Here is a 16,381-nt window from a genome sequence, read left to right as displayed (position 1 = left end):
CACCGCCTTGATCCGAGTGTGACACGATCGCCGGCCGGGTACAGCAGGGCGTCTCGCCGCTGGCCGGATTCTCACGCGCGCACCGTTCGCTCCATAGCGGAGGAGAGGGCGCTTTCCAGTCGGGTGAAGTGGCACTAATCTACCTAGCAACAAAGGCTTGTGAAGGAGTTGGGGCGATGGGGGAAACAGGGCCGGAAGCCAAGGCCGAGACCACGCCGCGCCTGTATGCGGACGGCCATCCGCTGGATGAGATCCACTACATCGAAGCCAAGATCATCCTGAACGGCAACCGCTTCACCAGCGTGAAGAATTTCTTCGACTTCGCCAAGATCGTGCGCAAGGTCGCCAAGGAGCAGGGAGTCGATTTCGACAGCACGGAAGTGGAGGGCATGCGCCCCCAGATCCGCGAGGTGCTCTTCCTCGATACGAAGGATTTCAAGCTCTACAACAACGCCTTCATCCTGCGACGCCGGATCAATTACGAGGACGGCTTCCCCGTCGGCGACCCCGAGATGGTGTTCAAGTTCCGCCATCCCGACCTTGAGACGGCGACCCTGTGCGACGTGCGTCCGCAGATCCCCGGCGAATACCGCATCAAGTTCAAGGAAGAGCTGCTGCCGCTGAAGGACCGCATCGGCGGCATCCGCACCCTCTTCTCGCACAATGTCGAGTTCAAGTACCGGCCGGTGAACCTCATGGAGGATCCGAGCTCCTCCGACTATCTCACCCGCGTCTTCCCCGCGCTGGCGCCGGTCTTCGCCGGCAGCAAGGAGCGCATTTCACTGGTGAACCACACGGCCGTGGAAGAGGTGCTCCAGCAGCTCGGCACGCTCGATTTCGGCAAGGGCGTCCTCGCCGCCTGCAACGTGGCCGTCTGGCGCACGCGCGGCGACCAGCACCAACTGGTAGGCGAGTTCTCCTATCAGGCCCGCATGGAGCGCCGCGCCGCCGTGAGTGCCAAGGCCATCGAGCGTTCCAACGCCTTCTTCAACGCCCTTCAGCATGCGGCGCAGGACTGGGTGGCCCTCGGCATGACCAAGACCGGTGCCGTGTACCGGCTGAAGGGCGCGCCCCCGCATTCCCATGAGTGACGTTCTGTCCGACGGCGCACCCTGCGAGGAGACCATCGTCCCGCAGCCGAGCGTGCTCACCATCTTTCTCGTCTTCCTCTCCATCGGGGCGACGAGCTTCGGCGGCGGTGTCGTGGCCTATCTGCGCTCTGCACTGGTGGGACGTCACCGCTGGGTGGATGACGAGACCTTCCTCGAACTCCTGTCCATCTGCCAGAGCCTGCCGGGCCTCAATGCCTCCAACATGGCGATCCTGGTGGGCGACCGGCTGAAGGGCACGGCGGGGGCCGCCGCCGCGCTGGTGGGCATCTGCCTGCCCGGCGGCATCATGATGGTCGCCGCCGCGCTTCTCTACAGCACCAACGAGAGCAAGGGCGGCGTCGTGAACGCCATGCTGCACGGCGTCTCCGCGGCGGCGGTGGGCATGGTACTGGCGGTCTCCGTCCAGCTCGGCCTCAAGACGCTGAAGCGCTATGCGGATCTGGTGTTCGTCGCTCTCACCATCATCGGCGTCGAGCTGCTGCACCAGTCGGTGCTCGTGGTGCTGGCGGTGGTCGGGGCTCTGGCGATCATCTGGTACCGGCCCGGCGGCGCGCCGCATGGCGGTGATCTGTTCGACCGCTTCACCAAGCCCAAGCCGAAGCCGCATCACGACCTCGATCACCACGGAGGCGTGTGATGGGCCAGTTGCTGCCGCTCGTCGCGGTCTTCTCCTATCTGTCCCTGCTCACCGTGGGCGGCGGCATGGCCGCCTTTCCGGAACTCAAATACCTGACGGTGGATGTCCACCACTGGCTGACCTTCCCGCAGCTCATCCATCTCTACAGCATCGGCCAGATGGCGCCGGGGCCGAACATGATGATGATCGCGGCGGTGGGCCAATGGGTGGCCGGGCCGCTCGGGGCCATCCTCGTGACCGCAGCCTTCTTCCTGCCGACCGGCATCCTGACCCTTCTGGTGGGCCGCCTGTGGGTGCGCCTCGCCGGCTGGCCCTGGCGGGCTTCCATCCAGCGGGGCCTCGGACCGGTCTCCATCGGCCTGCTGCTCGCCGGCGTCATCGCCATCGGCAAGGGCGCCGTTACCGGGTGGGAAAGCGCAGCGATCGCAGCGGGGGTCTTCCTGATCCTCATCATCACGCGCATGAACCCGCTGCCGCTCATCGGCCTTGCTGCCGTGATCGGGGCCTATGCCTTTCGATAGAGCCGCCGGGTCAGCGCAATCAATCTGACCGGTTTGTACTTCAAGCGGGAACCAAGCCGTTTCGGTCGCGTTAAGGCCGGAGTGGTTTGAGTGAGAGTGTCGGATGGCCAGCGCCGCCCATCGTCCTCTGGTGTCGGGGGGACCCCGCACCGTGCTCGTTGCGGAGGACGATCCTTTTCTGCGGATGCTGATCGCGGATGCCCTCCGCGAGGCAGGCATGCGCGTGATCGAAGCCGTCTCCGCAGACGATGCGATGACGGTCCTGTCCGCGGATATTGCCGTGGACGCCGTGCTGACCGATGTCCGCATGCCGGGCACGATGGATGGTGTCGCCTTGGCAATGAGGCTGGCCGTCGAATATCCGTGGCTTCCTGTCTTTGTGGCCTCTGGAGACCTCGATCCGGTCATTGCGGGAACGCTTCCCGCCTTCATCGCCAAGCCCTACGACATCAATGCCGTCGTGGCGCTCATCCTCGAACGGGTGAATCGCGAGGTGGCCGATGAATGAAGCCGTGATTCCGGAAAGCCAACCGAGCATCATGGTCATCGACGCCGACGTGCTCGTGCGGCACGTTCTGGCGGAATATCTGCGCACGTGCGGCTATCGCGTCATCGAGGCGGCCAGCACGGATGAGGCGGCCGCCTTTATGTATGAGGCGGGTCTCACTCTGGAAGCGGTAATCACGGATGCGCAGGCGCCGGGTGCCCTCGGTGGTTTCGCCTTTGCGCGCTGGATGCGCGAGGCCCATCCGGAGGTGGACGTGATCCTCTCCGGCACGCCCGAGAAGTCGGCCGACGAGGCCGCCAACCTGTGTGACCAGGGCCCCCATCTGGCCCGCCCCTACGAGCCGCAGAGCGCGCTTGATTACATCAGGCGGCTACGGGCGGCCCGCACCCGGATCATCTGAGCTTCAGTTGAAGGTGCGCCGCAGGCCGATGCGCAACTGGTGCGTCGCCATGTCGTCTATGCTGTAGGGGACACCCGTGTAGGTGGTGAACTCCTGCGTGCCCATGGCGGCGTAGCGGTAGCTCACGTCAAGTGACCAGTCCTGCGCGAAGGACCAGGCGACGCCCGCAGTGGCGTTCCAGGCGAAGCCGACGTCCGTCTGCCCCCAGCCCGCCGGCGCGAAGAAGGGCTTGAAGCGCACGTTCGCCATGCCGAAGCCGACGCCGCCGCCCACATAGGGCGTGATGTTGGCGATGGTGAACATGTCCCAATAGAGATTGGCCATCACCGCGCCGGTGTGCAGGGAATTCACGCCCAGCGGCCGGTCGGCGGTCAGCGCCAGCATGTAGTCCACGGTGATGTCGCCGCGCAGCCAGGGCAGGAAACGATAGCCGACGCCCACGCCGAACGTGCGGGCGGTGTCGGTCCCGGAGGTCGCCCGCGTGGCGCCTGCGACGCTCCCCTGCACCCCGCCCACGCCGAAGTTCGTGCGGAAATACCATTGCCCCGCCGTCGTGCCGGCGGTGGCGGGGCCATCGTCATCGAGGGTCGGCAGCGCCAGTGAGAAATCGCCACTGCGCCCGAGCCGGGGCAGGGCGTCGTCTGCCGCATGGGCAACGCCGCAGGCCACGGTAAAAACGCCGATCAAAACGCCGATACGCATCGGAAGGTCCAAATTCGAGCGGCAGGGAGCCGATTCGTTTCGAAGAATGAAGCAGAAGAATTTAACTTCTGCTTAACCCTACCGAATTGCCTTCTCGCGGCAAGGCGCGCGGTACAGCGGTCCTCGCCTGAACACCGGCATTTTTGCTCGAAATACCTTTATACCTCTAGCATCAAGTTGTGCGCCATTCACCAGCTTCCGTAGCGCGCAACGATGCCGCGGAAGAGCGCGCCCCGCTCGGCACCGAGATGCGCGCCGCTCGCGTCGCCGGCGGCGTCCTTGCCGACGGCGGTCTGCACGATGACGAGCTTGAGATCGGGATCGACGAAGATCGACTGACCGTGAATGCCCAGAAGGGCAAAGCGCCGGTGGCTGCCGGGCCAGAGCCACACCTGGAGGCCGTAGCCGACATATGTGCTGCCGTGCCAGTTCATCCGGCCCGGCCGGAAGGCCTCCGGCTGGCGCTCGGCCGCCGTCATGTCCAATAAGTGCTCCCGCGAGAGCACGGGCTGCCCGGCCACCATGCCGTCATCCGCCAGCAGCAGGCCGAGGCGGGCATAATCATGCAGGGTCGCATTCAGCCCGCCCTGTGCGATCTCCACGTGATCGGACCGGTTGAGGATCCAGCTTGCCGGGGATTCCGCGCCCATGGGCTGCCAGAGGGTGCGTTCCACATAATGGCAAAGGGTGTCTCCGGTGGCCGCGCGCAGCACCACGCCGAGCGCCTGCGTCTGCGCGCCGGCATAATTGAAGGCTTCTTCGGCCGGGACGGCGCGCTCGGTCACGCTCTTCAGGGCCGCCACCGTTCCCGCCCGGGACATGATCCGGTTGAAGGCGGCGCGGTCGTCGTCCGGCGTGTAGGTCTCGGTGAAGCGGGCACCGGATGCCATGCGCATGAGATCGACCAGCCGCGTCCCGCCATAAAGCGAGCCGGAGAGTTCCGGCACATAGTCCTGCGCGCGGTCCTCCAGTGAGCGGATGCGGCCTTCCTCCTGCGCCTTCAGAAGGGCCAGCGCCGTCACCGTCTTGGCCATGGAATTGGAGAGGAAGCGCATGTCCGGCGTGCGGTCATAGCCGTAGCGCTCGGCGACGATCGCCCCGTCGTGCAGGACGATGAGGCCGGTGATGCGCTGGTGCGCCATATAATCGTCGAGGGAGTAGTCGGCGCCCTTGTAGCGATAGGTCAGCGGCGCGCCGGCCGGGGCGGCCGGCAAGGGGCGGGGAACTGCCGCCGGGGCCATCCGGCAGGTCTCGGCAATCTTCTCCATGCCGCTGAAGGAGCCGACGATATAGGGCTCCTGCCGCGTCTGCCCCAGGCTGGGGGCGACGGGATAGCCCTGCGCCTTTCCCAGCACATCCTCATCGGGGGAGGCGGCGGCAGGGCAGGCTGCCGCCAGCATCGAGATCAGAAGGAGCGCCCGCCGTCCAAACCGCATCGCGCGCACTCCTCCGCGCTCGTCAGGCCGCGACCTTGCGCAGCGCCTCGATCACTTCGTCCACCACGCCTTCGACCAGTTCGAAATCATCGCCCTCGCCCATCACGCGGATGACGGGTTCGGTGCCGGAGGGACGGATCAGCAGGCGGCCGTGATTGGCGAGCCGCCGCTCGGCATCGGCAATGGCGCTCTGGACGTTCTCGTGCTCCAGCGGCTTGCCGGAGGAATAGCGCACGTTCTTGAGCACCTGGGGCAACGGGTCGAAGCGGTGGCAGACCTCCGACACCGGACGCTCGCTGCGCGCCACGACTGCCAGCACCTGAAGGGCAGCCAGCAGGCCATCACCCGTGGTCGAATAGTCGGAGAGGATGATGTGGCCGGACTGCTCGCCGCCCACGTTGTAGCCATCCGAGCGCATGCGCTCCAGAACGTAGCGATCGCCCACCGAGGTGCGGGCCAGCGTCAGGCCCTCGTCCTTCAGATAGCGCTCGAGCCCAAGGTTGGACATGACGGTCGCGACGATGCCATCGCGCGACAGTCGGCCGTCTTCCTTGAAGGAGTGGGCGACCACGGCCATGATCTGGTCGCCGTCCACAACGTGTCCCTTCTCGTCCACGATGATGACGCGGTCAGCGTCGCCGTCGAGCGCGATGCCCACGTCCGCGCGCACTTCCCGCACCTTGGCCGAGAGAGCAGCGGGGGAGGTGGAGCCCACGTCGCGATTGATGTTCAGGCCATCGGGCTCGACGCCCATGCTGATGACTTCGGCGCCCAGTTCCCAGAGCGCATCGGGCGCGACGCGGTAGGCGGCGCCATTGGCGCAGTCCACCACCACCCGCAGGCCCTCGAAGGACTGGTCGCGGGGCAGGGTGCGCTTGGCATATTCGATATAGCGGGCATGGACGCCCTCGACGCGCCGGGCGCGGCCGATGTCCATGGGCTGGGCGAGCTTCTTGGAGAGATCCTCGTCGATCAGCTCCTCGATCTCATGCTCGATCTGGTCGGAGAGCTTGAAGCCGTCGGGGCCAAACAGCTTGATGCCGTTGTCGTCGAAGGGATTGTGCGAGGCGGAGATCATCACGCCGAGATCGGCGCGCATGGAGCGGGTGAGCATGCCCACGGCCGGCGTCGGCATCGGGCCGAGCAGCAGCACGTCCATGCCCACCGAGGTGAAGCCAGCCACGAGCGCATTCTCGATCATGTAGCCCGAGAGGCGGGTGTCCTTGCCGATCACCACCCGGTGGCGGTGTTCGCCCCGCCGGAAGGCGAGGCCGGCCGCCATGCCGACGCGCAGGGCGAGATCGGCGGTCAAGGTCGCATTCGCCCGGCCCCGCACCCCGTCCGTTCCGAAATACTTGCGCGCCATGTCCGACCGGTCCTTCCCCATTCATTGCAGCCTGATGCGTTTAGCATCGACACGTGCTGCCCGCAGTCACGTTTTGTGAGCGAGATTAACCGACAATCTGCGGCTTTGGTCGCTACCATATGACCGTTGGTGCGCCGCTCCCCGCTTGGTCATGACGTTTGCGCAGGCAACGCCATGATGCTAACCCCGCAGCCACGCATTTTCTGGAGCTTCCCGGCCGTGTCGTCCCATACTCTCGACGTTCTCGCCATCGGCAACGCCATCGTCGATGTCATCGCCCGTGCGGACGAGGCCTTCCTCGCCGATCACGGCATGCCCAAGGGCTCCATGAGCCTCATCGACGAGGCACGGGCCGAGCAGCTCTATGGCGCCATGGGGCCCGGCATCGAGATTTCCGGCGGCTCGGCGGCCAACACGGCGGCGGGTGCGGCTTCGCTCGGCGCCCGCGCCGGCTTCATCGGCAAGGTGCGGGAGGACGGCCTCGGCAAGACCTTCGCCCATGACATCCGCGCTGCCGGCGTCGCTTACGGCACGCCCGCCGCGAACGACGGTCCCGCCACCGCCCGCTGCCTCATCCTGGTGACGCCGGACGGCGAGCGCACCATGAACACCTATCTCGGTGCGGCGCAGAACCTCACCACTGCCGATATCGATGCTGCCAGCGTCGAAAGCGCAGCCGTGACCTATCTCGAAGGCTATCTGTGGGACCCGCCGGCGGCCAAGGAGGCTTTCCTCGCTGCCGCGAAGATCGCCCACACGGCCGGCCGTCAGGTGGCGCTGACCCTTTCCGACGCCTTCTGCGTCGATCGCTACCGGGCGGAATTCCTGGACCTCATGCGCAACGGCACCGTCGATCTCGTCTTCTGCAACGAGGGCGAGCTGAAGTCGCTCTATGAGACGGCGGACGTCGATTCCGCCCTCGTGCAGTTGCGCCGGGATGTGGCTTCCGCCGTGGTGACGCGCTCGGAGCGCGGCGCCCTGTTCGTGGCCAAGGATGCGGTGGTCTCCGCCCCCGCCCATGCGGTGGCGCAGGTGGTGGATACGACGGGCGCGGGCGATCTCTTCGCCGCCGGCTTCCTGACCGGCTACACCCGCGGCCTCGATCCGGCGACTTCGCTGCGCATCGGCGCGCTCGCCGCGTCCGAGATCATCTCACACATGGGCGCCCGGCCCGAGCGCAACCTGCTCGACTACGCCCGCGAGACCGGTCTGCTGCCGTGAGCCTTGTGCCGGCGCCGGAAGACGGCGCCGTCCGCGCGCTCCGGCACATCGATGCGGGAGCGCGGGCGCTGCTGGTGCTCGGCGGTGCCGGCACGGGCAAGACCACCTTCCTGCACGAACTGCGCAAGACGCCGCGCGGGCGCCAGGTTTTCCTCGCGCCCACGGGCGTTGCCGCCTTGCAGCTCGGCGGCCAGACGCTGCATTCCTTCTTCGGCATTCCGCCGCGCATCCTCCAGCCGGAGGAGGTGAAGCCGCGCGTTCAGGTGCGCCGGCTTCTGAAGAAGCTGGACCGGCTGGTCATCGACGAAATCTCCATGGTGCGGGCGGACCTGCTCGATACGGTGGACCGCACCTTGCGCATCGCCCGCGAGAGCAACACGCCCTTCGGCGGCGTGCAGGTGGTGCTGGTGGGCGACTTCCTCCAGCTTCCGCCGGTGGTGCCCTATGCGGAGCAGGAGATCCTCGAGCATATGGGCTACGAGGGACCCTTCGCCTTCCATGCCAAGGTGCTGTCCGATCATCCCGTGGCCCGCGTGCCCTTTACCGTGGTCCACCGCCAGCAGGACGATGCCTTCATCGGCCATCTCTCTGCCATCCGACGCGGCGAGCGGCTGAACGAGGCGCTGACCGCGCTGAACGAGGCCTGCGTGCGACCGCATCGTTCCGGCGTGCTGCCCGTTCTGCTCACGCCCACCAATGCGCGGGCGGATGCCTATAACCAGCGCGGCCTTGCGGCCTTGCCGGGTGGCGAGCGGCAGTTCGAGGGGGTGCTGAAGGGCGAGTTCGGGCTTGATGGCGACCGCCTGCCGGTGCCCGAACGCCTCGTGCTGAAGACCGGCGCCCGCGTGATGGCGCTGCGCAACGATCCGGCGCGCCGCTGGGTGAACGGCTCGGTTGGCACGGTGACCGGTATCGGCCCGCACAGCGCGCTGGTACGGCTCGATGGCGGCGGTTCTGTTGAGATCGAAGCCTTCACCTGGGAGCGCATGCGCTACGTCTTCGACGAGAAGACGGGGAAGATCGAGAGCGACGTGGTGGGCACCTACACGCAGCTTCCGCTGGTGCCGGCGTGGGCCATGACCATGCACAAGGCGCAGGGCCTGACGCTGGAAGACGTGCGCATCGACTTCGACAACGGCGCCTTCGCGGCAGGGCAGGCCTATGTGGCCCTCTCCCGCGCCCGCTCGCTGGCGGGCCTGTCTCTGGTGCGGGCCATCCGCCCCTCGGACATCAAGGTGGACCGGCGGGTCGCCGCGTTCGTGCGCGACTTCGAGGCGAGCGCGCTGGCCTGAGCGCGCTCGCGGCACCCGGACCGGTCAGTACGGGTGCTTGTCCTTCTTGTCGGTCCAGGCGCGGTAGGCCTTAAGGCCCTCCTCGCGCTCGAAATTGGGCGTCACCGCGATGCGGCGCTGGTCCCAGGGCTTCTGGAAGTCCTCATACTGGAAGGCGTCGTCGAAGCCGATCTTGCTCGTGTCCTCGAGGCTGGCGGCGAAATAGACGTGGTCGATGCGCGACCAGTAGATGGCGCTCATGCACATGGGGCAGGGCGCGCCGTTGATATAGATCTCGCAGCCCTTCAGCATCTTGGCCCGCTCTGGCACGGGATCGGGGGAGCCCGGCTCACGCGGGATCATCTCCAGGATCGTTCCGGCGGAATAGTCGCTGCCGAGCAGCGCCTTGGGATTGAGGCGCGCGGAGGCGTCCATGATGGCGGTGACTTCCGCGTGGAACACCGGGCAGCCGGTGAGCAGCACGCGGTTCTGCCCGCGCCCGATGATCTGGCCGTCCTTCACGATGACCGCGCCGAAGGGACCGCCCCATCCCTTCTCGACGGATTCGGTGGCGAGGCGGGTGGCCTCGGCCATGAACGCCTTCCTTTGGGGCGTTGCCTCAATGGGCTTGGCCTCGCCGGCCGCTTCCGCGCTGGAGGCCAGAAAGAGCGTTCCCGCGACGGCGGCGCCGGCCTGGGCGAGAAAGCTCCGACGATCCGTGGCGGTCGGATCGTCACACATAAATTTCCGCATGTGTTTTTGCCTCACTGAAACAGAGGAGTGCATAGTATTCGCGCAGAAATTGGTCTGCAATGAAAATAAATGTGCAAAAAGGAAGTGTGTATTATTCTGTTCTTATCATTAATCTTGGCGTCGTGCGGCCGAAGTCGCCCGCACGGCGTCGGGGTCCACCGCCACCTTCCCCGGCTCGAAACTCTCCAGCGTCGCGTCATAGCGCGGGTGCAGCGTGCCCATGAGCCGGTCCCACCAGGAGAAGGTGTGGCCGTAATTGTATTTGAAGTGCCCGTGGTGCTGGTCGTGGAAGACCGTGGAGGCAAAGGGGAAGGGCGTGCGCCCGGCTGGCGAGGCGAAATGTTCGAAGCCCGCATGGCCCAGCATGCCGCTTGCCTGGTCATAGAGCTTCTGGAGCACCAGCATCTGCCACGGGATCGGCAGGATGAAGGGGAGGATCAGATAGAAGGCCTGGTTGAGAAGGCCCTCCATCAGGCTCTCGTGATGGTTCGTCCAGACCGTCGGGGCGACGCTTTTGTGGTGCAGGGCATGGAAGCGGTACAGCGGCTTCCAGTGCAGCAGGCGATGGATCCAGTAGAACCACGCATCATAGAGCACCACCGAGATGGCCAGCATCAGCGGGCCGGACCACCAGTTGAGCGGCAGAGGCGAGATGGTCCACCCCTGCGCCTGAGCGAACAGGCCGCCGGAAAAGCAGAAGGCGATGATGGCGATGGAGCCGGGCGCATGAGCCAGCTCCTGCCACTTGCGCTTGTTGATGCGGTTCTTCTGGATCCGCCGCTCGGGGTGGCGGGCGTTCATCACCTCGAAGAATGTGCCCACCACCAGCAGCACCACGAGTATGCCGACGATGACCATGCCATAGAGCGCGGCGAAATCCCAGGCGAGGCCCTTCCAGCCAAGAGCGGGGTCGCTCGGGGAAAGGGGCGCCAAAAGCGAGGAGATCTGGAAAAGGCTCATGAACCGGCTCTGGCTGCCTTCTGGGATGCCGGACACTAGCCGAGAGCGTGCCGGGCATCAAACGCGCAAGCTCCAGGCGAGACACGGCTTTGCCATGGGCGGTATGCTATTAGTATGTCTTCAGCCTTCCGGCGCGGTTACGGCATCTTGTCGCGCCGGTGGTTCATAGCGTGGGGTGGGGCCCGCATGGCGACGACTTACACGGCCGTTCAGAACACGACCTATTTCGATTACTCCAGCTACCAGCTCGCGACCTCGGCGCAGGTTTCCGCGCTGGCGGCTGTGCCGGCCACCAACCTTTCCGCCACGAACCTCGGCCAGGTCCAGTCGCTTCTGACCCAGACGATGTTTGGCAACGCGAAGGCGGCGCCCCCGGCGGATACCGGCCTTCCCGCCCCGATTCCGCTCGTGGCGGTCGCCGACCTGACCACGCAAACGGGCCTCAACGACCTTGGTTTCATCGATCAGGATCAGGGCAGCAGCGAGAACGGCTACGCCTTCCAGCTGAAGGTTGCCGACATTGCGTCGTCCACCATCACCGTGGGCCTCGTTGTCAACCGGAACTCGGACCCGACGGCGCTGCTGTCCATGCCATGGGCGGACCGGCAGGCGGCGCTGGCGGATCAGACCGCCGTGTGGGCCACATATGGCGGCAGCAAGTTCTATTCCGGCGTTCAGTCCACGGTGGAGAGCCTGACCGGCGCCTCCACCCTCACCGTCGATGACGGCTACAATTCCTCGGCAGACTCCCGCACCGTCTGGCTCAACCTGACGCCGGCTCAGTTCAAGACCTTGTTCAACACGGACCTGCTCGTCTACGCCGGCGCCAATCAGTCTTACGGCAGCTACGTCAACTACGCGTGGTCGGGCAATCTCTCCCTCCCGTCCAACATCCAGTCACAGGTCTCGGGCATCTGGGTGTCGACCCTTGCTCCCACGCCCTATGGCTCGCCTGCCCCCAATCCGGCCGCTCCGGTTGCGCTGTCACAGGGCGCGCAGAGCCCCGGCAACAGCCAGACGGGCGCCAACGAGTCGAATCCCACGCCGACGCAGGTGGCGGAGGCCTACAATTTTCCGCTGACCAGCAAGGGCGTGGTCACAACGCCCATCGGCCTCGTGGAGGGCGGTGTTCCGGCAAATCTGGAAACCGCGCTGAACGCCTACCGCACCTCGGTGCTGGGACTGCCGGCTTATACGGGCAGCCAGTTTCAGATCATCAGTGGGCCCAATGCGCGTATCGGAGTGGGAGATCCTGGCGAGGAATCGCTGGACGTGTCGATCATCGCCGGAGCCACGCCCAACAGCCAGCAGCTCTATTATGCCTATACCGGCAACCAGACCTTTGTCGGTTATCAGAATGCGATCTTCGATAGCGTCAACAACCCATCCGTCCTGAGTTCCTCATTCACCGATCAGCAGCGCTTCTCTCCGAACTCGCCCTTCGCCAGCGCCTATCAGGGCCTGTTCGTGGACGGTGCCCTGAAGAACATGTCGGTGTTCCTGTCCTCCGGCGATGGCGGGTCCGGCGGCGAATATGGCGCGGGCACGGCCATGGGGCGCCCCTCCCATAGCTCGCCTTATGCCGTCATTGTCGGTGGCGCCTCCATCTCGAACCTTCAGACCGCCAGCGGCGATCCGACACTCAGCAGTCTGTACACGGCCGGCATGACCAATGATCCGGTCACGCTGATGGCGCTCACCGCGTCCGGCATGAAGGTGCTGCCGCAGCACATGACGGCAGAGACCTACAGTATCTTCGTGCAGACGGTGTGGAATACCTATTCCGTGAACGGGGAGTCGATCAATTCGAGCTATGCGAGCAACAGCGCCAGCACCGGCGGCATCAATGCGGGATCGCTCATTCCCTCCTACCAGACGGACTTCGGCCTGACGCCCACCAACGCCCAGGGCGAGACGGGACGGGGGCTGCCGGATGTCTCCGCACTGGCGGGCGGCAATTCCAAATACAGCATCCTCAATGGCGGCGCGTCTGCCGGCACCAGCGCCGCGACACCCCTGTGGGCCGCGCTGACCGCGCAGATCGACACCATCTTCAAGGATCAGGGCCTGCCGCAACTCGGATATTTCAACGACCTGCTCTATCAGGCGGCGGCCATCGCGCCCGGCTCCTTCAGCGACGTGACCATCGGCAACAACACGTCCACCTATTACCTCTACACGGGAACGGAAGCGGACAAGCCTTATGTGCTGACGCAAAGCGGTAACAAGGTCGTTCCCACGGGCCTCGGCTATTCGGCCTCCGCGGGCTACGATCAGGCAACCGGCCTCGGCACCCCGAACGGCCTCCTGCTCGCGCGGGCCCTCAGCACCATCGCGCACAGCCAGTTCGACGCTCATCCGGCGGCCCCCGTGCTGATCGGCATCGGTGATACGTCGGCACAGAGCGGTGCCGCCCAGAGCCTGCTGGTGCAGGCGACGGGGGCGCTCGGCGCCTATGAACTGAATGACGGTGGCCATGTGGTGCAAGGGGTGAGCGAGGGCAATGCGCTGGCCTGGAGCAGCCGGTTGGCGCAGCAGGTGATGCAGAAGGACTTCGATCCGGATCTCGTGCGTCTTCTGGATGGCGGTGCGCAGGCAACGCCCACCACGGTCCACGCCGATGCGGGCGCGTCACTCAGCAGTTCGGTGGCCGGGCTGCCGCTGGGGCTTTATCAGGCGGATCTCACGTCGCAGTACGGCTTCGCGTCGTTCGGCGGTGTCTCTTCGGGCGTCACGGTGGCGCGGCCGGTTGCGGTGGCCGACGTGGCCGACGATGGCGCGGCGCATCAGGCCGTCGTGCGGCTCCGCCAGAACGGCGTCGATGCCACCAGCCTCATGCTCTACAAGGTGGATGATCTCTCCGGGACGATCGACGGCATCGCGCCCGGCGACCCGGGCTATGCCGCCGCGGCTGCAGCCCATGCCTATGTGGTCGGGGGAGCGGCCGGTCCCCTCCCGGACCCGGGCTACGGCAATTATACGGAGGCCGTGGTGAATGGGGTCCATCACGGCGATCTTGTCGCCATGGCCCTGACCAACGGTACGCAGACCTATTGGGGCTTCGCGCCGGCCAATGAGAGCGTCGGCGGTGCGTCTGTCACCCATCTGTGGAGCTACGGGCTCAACACCTTCGGCTTCGAGGACACCTTCGGTGGCGGCGACCGGGACTATAACGACCTGATCGTGCAGCTGGATTTCACCAGCCTGCAAGGCCACGGCTGGATCGCCTGACGGCGGCCGGACGTGCGAAAGGCCCCCGGGCGGGGGCCTTTCCTTGATGAGTGAAAGATCAGCGCTTCCAGCGGCCCTCATACTTGAACTCGGGCGCGCCCTTGAGCTGGTCCTTGGTGGCGTCCATCGTCGCCATCCACTTCTTGTCGTTCTCGGAATAGGTGACCTTCACCGACGACGGGCGGACGATCACGTAACGCTCGCCCATGCCGAGGAAGCCGCCGACCGAGAGAATGTAGCCGGAGAGCTGGCCCTGCGAGAGGATGAGATCCTTGATCTCGCCCACCGTCTCGTTGTTGCCATTGGTCACGTTGAGGCCGATCAGGTTGTAGCTCAGCACGTCCGTCGGCGCGGCTTTCACGAACACGTCGGTGGAAGCGGCGGTCTGCGCAAGCGCGGGCAGGGCCGGCAAAGCAAGAGCGGCGGTCGCGGCAAGCGCAAGGAAGGTGCGGCGCATGTTCGGGCACTCCGTTATACTGAAGGAACATGCGAATAACGCTGACGTGGCACTGCGGTTCCACGCGACGAGCATCTTTACGGCTGCGTTTTTCAGGCGAAACCTTGGCCGTTGGGATGATGGGCTCGCCCGCAGGCTTCCCGAAGAGCGGGGCGGAGGGTACGCGCATCCCCGTGCGGCACCCGTCGTAACGCCAGAGTGCAGTTGGCCATACTAATCATAAGGTCAGGAACGGAGACCCATGCCGGTGCTGGGGCGACCGGCATGGGTCGACGGGTTATTTCGTCGTCCCGACGGGCGCGGGCATCGTCGTCTGTGCGGGCGGGACGGGCGAGCGGGTCCGCAGGTTCTGAGTCTCGTAACGTCCGATGGACATCCAGAACAGGCCGGCGAGTGCGAGGATGGTGGCTGTCACCGTCACATAGCGGATCCAGGTGGGCGCCGCGCCACCGGGCACCAGATGCTTCTCCTCGATCTCCCGCTTGCGGGTGATGGCCGCCGAATAGAAGACGATGGTGGCGATGACGAAGATCAGAGACCAGCGGGTCTGCTCGCCGTCCGAGCCCACGAGGGCGACGAGGCTGTAGGCCGCAGCCCCGAGGCCCACCAGAACATAGATGTTGTACTGGTGCGTGGGCATCTTCCTGTAGCCCAGAACTTTGATGGAAATGGCGGAATAGATGTAGGGCAACAGCGTCATGATGACCGCGATGGAGGCGATCTTGCCGAACTGCTGGCTGGCGGTCGGCGACATGGTCGCGAACACCTGCACGGTCATGATCGCGGCGACGATGGCGAGGCCCGCCGAGGGCACGCCCTTCGCGTTCACCTTGGCGAACACGGCTCCGAAGAGCCCATCATCCGCTGCCGCCTTCGCAGTCTGGCCGACGAGCAGTGTCCAGCCGGCGAGCGAGCCGAGGCAGCCCAGCGCCGCGCAGATGGCCACCGCCGAGCCCGCGATGTCGCCCAGTGCCAGCCGCGCGGCATCCGCAAAGGGTGCCGAGGAGGCGATGAGCGCCTTGTTCGGGATCATGCCCATGATGACGGTGGAGGAGAGGATGTAGGCGACGGCCGCCAGCACCACGCCGCCCACGGTGGCGATGGGCACGTTACGCTGCGGATTGCGCACGACCCCCGCCGACACCGAGGCGCTCTCCACGCCGATGAAGGCCCAGAGGGTGAAGTTGAGCGTGGCCATGATGGCCGCCCCGCTCTCCTTGCCGGAGACGTTCCAGCCCGCAGCATAAGTCGCGGGCGAGAACCAGAACCATCCGAACACCGCCATGCCGAGGATGGGGATGAGGGCGAAGACCGTCGTGAAGGATTGCAGACGGCCGACCACGTTCGGGCCGAGGATGTTGGCATAGGTGAAGAACCAGATGAGGGCCACCTGCGCGAGCGCCGAGGTGAGCGGATCCTTCAATGCCGGAAAGAAGGCGGTGAGATAACCCAGTCCGGCCACCGCGAGGCCGACATTCCCCACCACATTGGCCAGCCAGTAGATGAGGTTGGTCTGGTAGCCCATATAGTCGCCGAAGGCCTTGCGGGCATAGGCATACGGCCCGCCGGCCGCCGGATCGATGGCCGCAAGGCGGGCGAAGGTCAGCGCCAGCGCCACGGCGCCGGCGATGGTGATCAGCCAGCCAATGACGGCGATGGAGCCGATGGCGGCGAGATTGGCGGGCAGCATGAAGACGCCCGATCCCATCATGTTGCCAGCGACCATCAGGGTCGCCGGCACGAGGCCGATCTTGGCGGCATCGGCGTCGCTGGAAGCGGCAGGGGCGGTGTCGGTGGAGGACATGC

15 protein-coding genes are annotated in these 16,381 nt (G+C 65.8%); 8 read left to right on the top strand and 7 right to left on the bottom strand.

Annotated features, from left to right (window positions below; all coding sequences use genetic code 11):
• The first annotated feature begins 176 nt into the window (after window positions 1-176).
• From DFO45_RS17870 to DFO45_RS17850, 5 genes are all read left to right on the top strand, one after another.
• Complete coding sequence (locus tag DFO45_RS17870; protein WP_052285859.1) at window positions 177-1,091, top strand: hypothetical protein; 915 nt, start codon at window positions 177-179, stop codon at window positions 1,089-1,091.
• Window positions 1,084-1,749 (top strand): chromate transporter, encoded by a 666-nt coding sequence (locus tag DFO45_RS17865; protein WP_133865934.1) that lies wholly within the window; start codon window positions 1,084-1,086, stop codon window positions 1,747-1,749. Before DFO45_RS17870 ends, DFO45_RS17865 begins: the two co-directional genes overlap by 8 nt.
• Window positions 1,749-2,270 (top strand): chromate transporter, encoded by a 522-nt coding sequence (locus tag DFO45_RS17860; protein WP_043878912.1) that lies wholly within the window; start codon window positions 1,749-1,751, stop codon window positions 2,268-2,270. Before DFO45_RS17865 ends, DFO45_RS17860 begins: the two co-directional genes overlap by 1 nt.
• Before the next feature lie 103 nt (window positions 2,271-2,373).
• Complete coding sequence (locus tag DFO45_RS17855; protein WP_012169502.1) at window positions 2,374-2,778, top strand: response regulator; 405 nt, start codon at window positions 2,374-2,376, stop codon at window positions 2,776-2,778.
• Window positions 2,771-3,178 (top strand): response regulator, encoded by a 408-nt coding sequence (locus DFO45_RS17850; protein ID WP_043878913.1) that lies wholly within the window; start codon window positions 2,771-2,773, stop codon window positions 3,176-3,178. The genes DFO45_RS17855 and DFO45_RS17850 overlap by 8 nt, the downstream gene beginning before the upstream one ends.
• Window positions 3,179-3,181: 3 nt before the next feature.
• Here the strand turns inward: DFO45_RS17850 and DFO45_RS17845 are convergent, their stop codons facing one another.
• The 3 genes from DFO45_RS17845 to glmM form a co-directional block, all read right to left on the bottom strand.
• A complete protein-coding gene (locus DFO45_RS17845) occupies window positions 3,182-3,880 on the bottom strand; it encodes an outer membrane beta-barrel protein (RefSeq protein ID WP_133865933.1) in 699 nt (232 codons plus the stop codon).
• Between the two features lie 188 nt (window positions 3,881-4,068).
• Complete coding sequence (locus tag DFO45_RS17840) at window positions 4,069-5,316, bottom strand: serine hydrolase (RefSeq protein WP_133865932.1); 1,248 nt, start codon at window positions 5,314-5,316, stop codon at window positions 4,069-4,071.
• Between the two features lie 22 nt (window positions 5,317-5,338).
• Window positions 5,339-6,682, bottom strand: coding sequence for a phosphoglucosamine mutase (glmM, locus tag DFO45_RS17835; protein WP_012169506.1), 1,344 nt, complete (start codon window positions 6,680-6,682; stop codon window positions 5,339-5,341).
• A gap of 219 nt (window positions 6,683-6,901) precedes the next feature.
• Between glmM and DFO45_RS17830 the strand changes: the two genes are divergently transcribed.
• Window positions 6,902-7,903, top strand: a complete 1,002-nt coding sequence (locus tag DFO45_RS17830) for an adenosine kinase (RefSeq protein ID WP_133865931.1) — start codon at window positions 6,902-6,904, stop codon at window positions 7,901-7,903.
• Window positions 7,900-9,195: a DEAD/DEAH box helicase gene (locus tag DFO45_RS17825; protein WP_133865930.1), complete on the top strand. Its 1,296-nt coding sequence runs from the start codon at window positions 7,900-7,902 to the stop codon at window positions 9,193-9,195. Before DFO45_RS17830 ends, DFO45_RS17825 begins: the two co-directional genes overlap by 4 nt.
• Window positions 9,196-9,219: 24 nt before the next feature.
• Here the strand turns inward: DFO45_RS17825 and DFO45_RS17820 are convergent, their stop codons facing one another.
• Window positions 9,220-9,915, bottom strand: a complete 696-nt coding sequence (locus DFO45_RS17820) for a nucleoside deaminase (protein ID WP_133865929.1) — start codon at window positions 9,913-9,915, stop codon at window positions 9,220-9,222.
• Window positions 9,916-10,035: 120 nt separating this feature from the next.
• Window positions 10,036-10,887 (bottom strand): sterol desaturase family protein, encoded by an 852-nt coding sequence (locus DFO45_RS17815; protein WP_133865928.1) that lies wholly within the window; start codon window positions 10,885-10,887, stop codon window positions 10,036-10,038.
• Window positions 10,888-11,073: 186 nt separating this feature from the next.
• Between DFO45_RS17815 and DFO45_RS17810 the strand changes: the two genes are divergently transcribed.
• Window positions 11,074-14,118: a DUF4114 domain-containing protein gene (locus DFO45_RS17810; RefSeq protein WP_133865927.1), complete on the top strand. Its 3,045-nt coding sequence runs from the start codon at window positions 11,074-11,076 to the stop codon at window positions 14,116-14,118.
• 58 nt (window positions 14,119-14,176) lie between these two features.
• On the opposite strand, the gene DFO45_RS17805 is transcribed toward DFO45_RS17810, so the two are convergent.
• Window positions 14,177-14,575: a PRC-barrel domain-containing protein gene (locus DFO45_RS17805; protein WP_043878917.1), complete on the bottom strand. Its 399-nt coding sequence runs from the start codon at window positions 14,573-14,575 to the stop codon at window positions 14,177-14,179.
• 277 nt (window positions 14,576-14,852) lie between these two features.
• Window positions 14,853-16,379 carry an arginine/agmatine antiporter gene (gene adiC / locus DFO45_RS17800; protein WP_208299822.1) on the bottom strand — a complete coding sequence of 509 codons (1,527 nt, stop codon included), beginning with the start codon at window positions 16,377-16,379 and terminating at the stop codon, window positions 14,853-14,855.
• Window positions 16,380-16,381: the final 2 nt, after the last annotated feature.

The sequence above is a fragment of the Azorhizobium sp. AG788 genome, assembly GCF_004364705.1.
In the GTDB taxonomy this organism is placed as follows: domain Bacteria; phylum Pseudomonadota; class Alphaproteobacteria; order Rhizobiales; family Xanthobacteraceae; genus Azorhizobium; species Azorhizobium caulinodans.
Note: the sequence above shows the minus strand (reverse complement) of the source record. Positions and strands in the feature narration are given on the sequence as shown.

Excerpts from the sequence above, each read along its gene's own strand:
- DFO45_RS17870 (WP_052285859.1), top strand. The coding sequence starts at position 177 with ATGGGGGAAACAGGGCCGGAAGCCAAGGCCGAGACCACGCCGCGCCTG.
- DFO45_RS17865 (WP_133865934.1), top strand. The coding sequence starts at position 1,084 with ATGAGTGACGTTCTGTCCGACGGCGCACCCTGCGAGGAGACCATCGTC.
- DFO45_RS17860 (WP_043878912.1), top strand. The coding sequence starts at position 1,749 with ATGGGCCAGTTGCTGCCGCTCGTCGCGGTCTTCTCCTATCTGTCCCTG.
- DFO45_RS17855 (WP_012169502.1), top strand. The coding sequence starts at position 2,374 with ATGGCCAGCGCCGCCCATCGTCCTCTGGTGTCGGGGGGACCCCGCACC.
- DFO45_RS17850 (WP_043878913.1), top strand. The coding sequence starts at position 2,771 with ATGAATGAAGCCGTGATTCCGGAAAGCCAACCGAGCATCATGGTCATC.
- DFO45_RS17845 (WP_133865933.1), bottom strand. The coding sequence starts at position 3,880 with ATGCGTATCGGCGTTTTGATCGGCGTTTTTACCGTGGCCTGCGGCGTT.
- DFO45_RS17840 (WP_133865932.1), bottom strand. The coding sequence starts at position 5,316 with ATGCGGTTTGGACGGCGGGCGCTCCTTCTGATCTCGATGCTGGCGGCA.
- glmM (WP_012169506.1), bottom strand. The coding sequence starts at position 6,682 with ATGGCGCGCAAGTATTTCGGAACGGACGGGGTGCGGGGCCGGGCGAAT.
- DFO45_RS17820 (WP_133865929.1), bottom strand. The coding sequence starts at position 9,915 with ATGTGTGACGATCCGACCGCCACGGATCGTCGGAGCTTTCTCGCCCAG.
- DFO45_RS17815 (WP_133865928.1), bottom strand. The coding sequence starts at position 10,887 with ATGAGCCTTTTCCAGATCTCCTCGCTTTTGGCGCCCCTTTCCCCGAGC.
- DFO45_RS17810 (WP_133865927.1), top strand. The coding sequence starts at position 11,074 with ATGGCGACGACTTACACGGCCGTTCAGAACACGACCTATTTCGATTAC.
- DFO45_RS17805 (WP_043878917.1), bottom strand. The coding sequence starts at position 14,575 with ATGCGCCGCACCTTCCTTGCGCTTGCCGCGACCGCCGCTCTTGCTTTG.
- adiC (WP_208299822.1), bottom strand. The coding sequence starts at position 16,379 with ATGTCCTCCACCGACACCGCCCCTGCCGCTTCCAGCGACGCCGATGCC.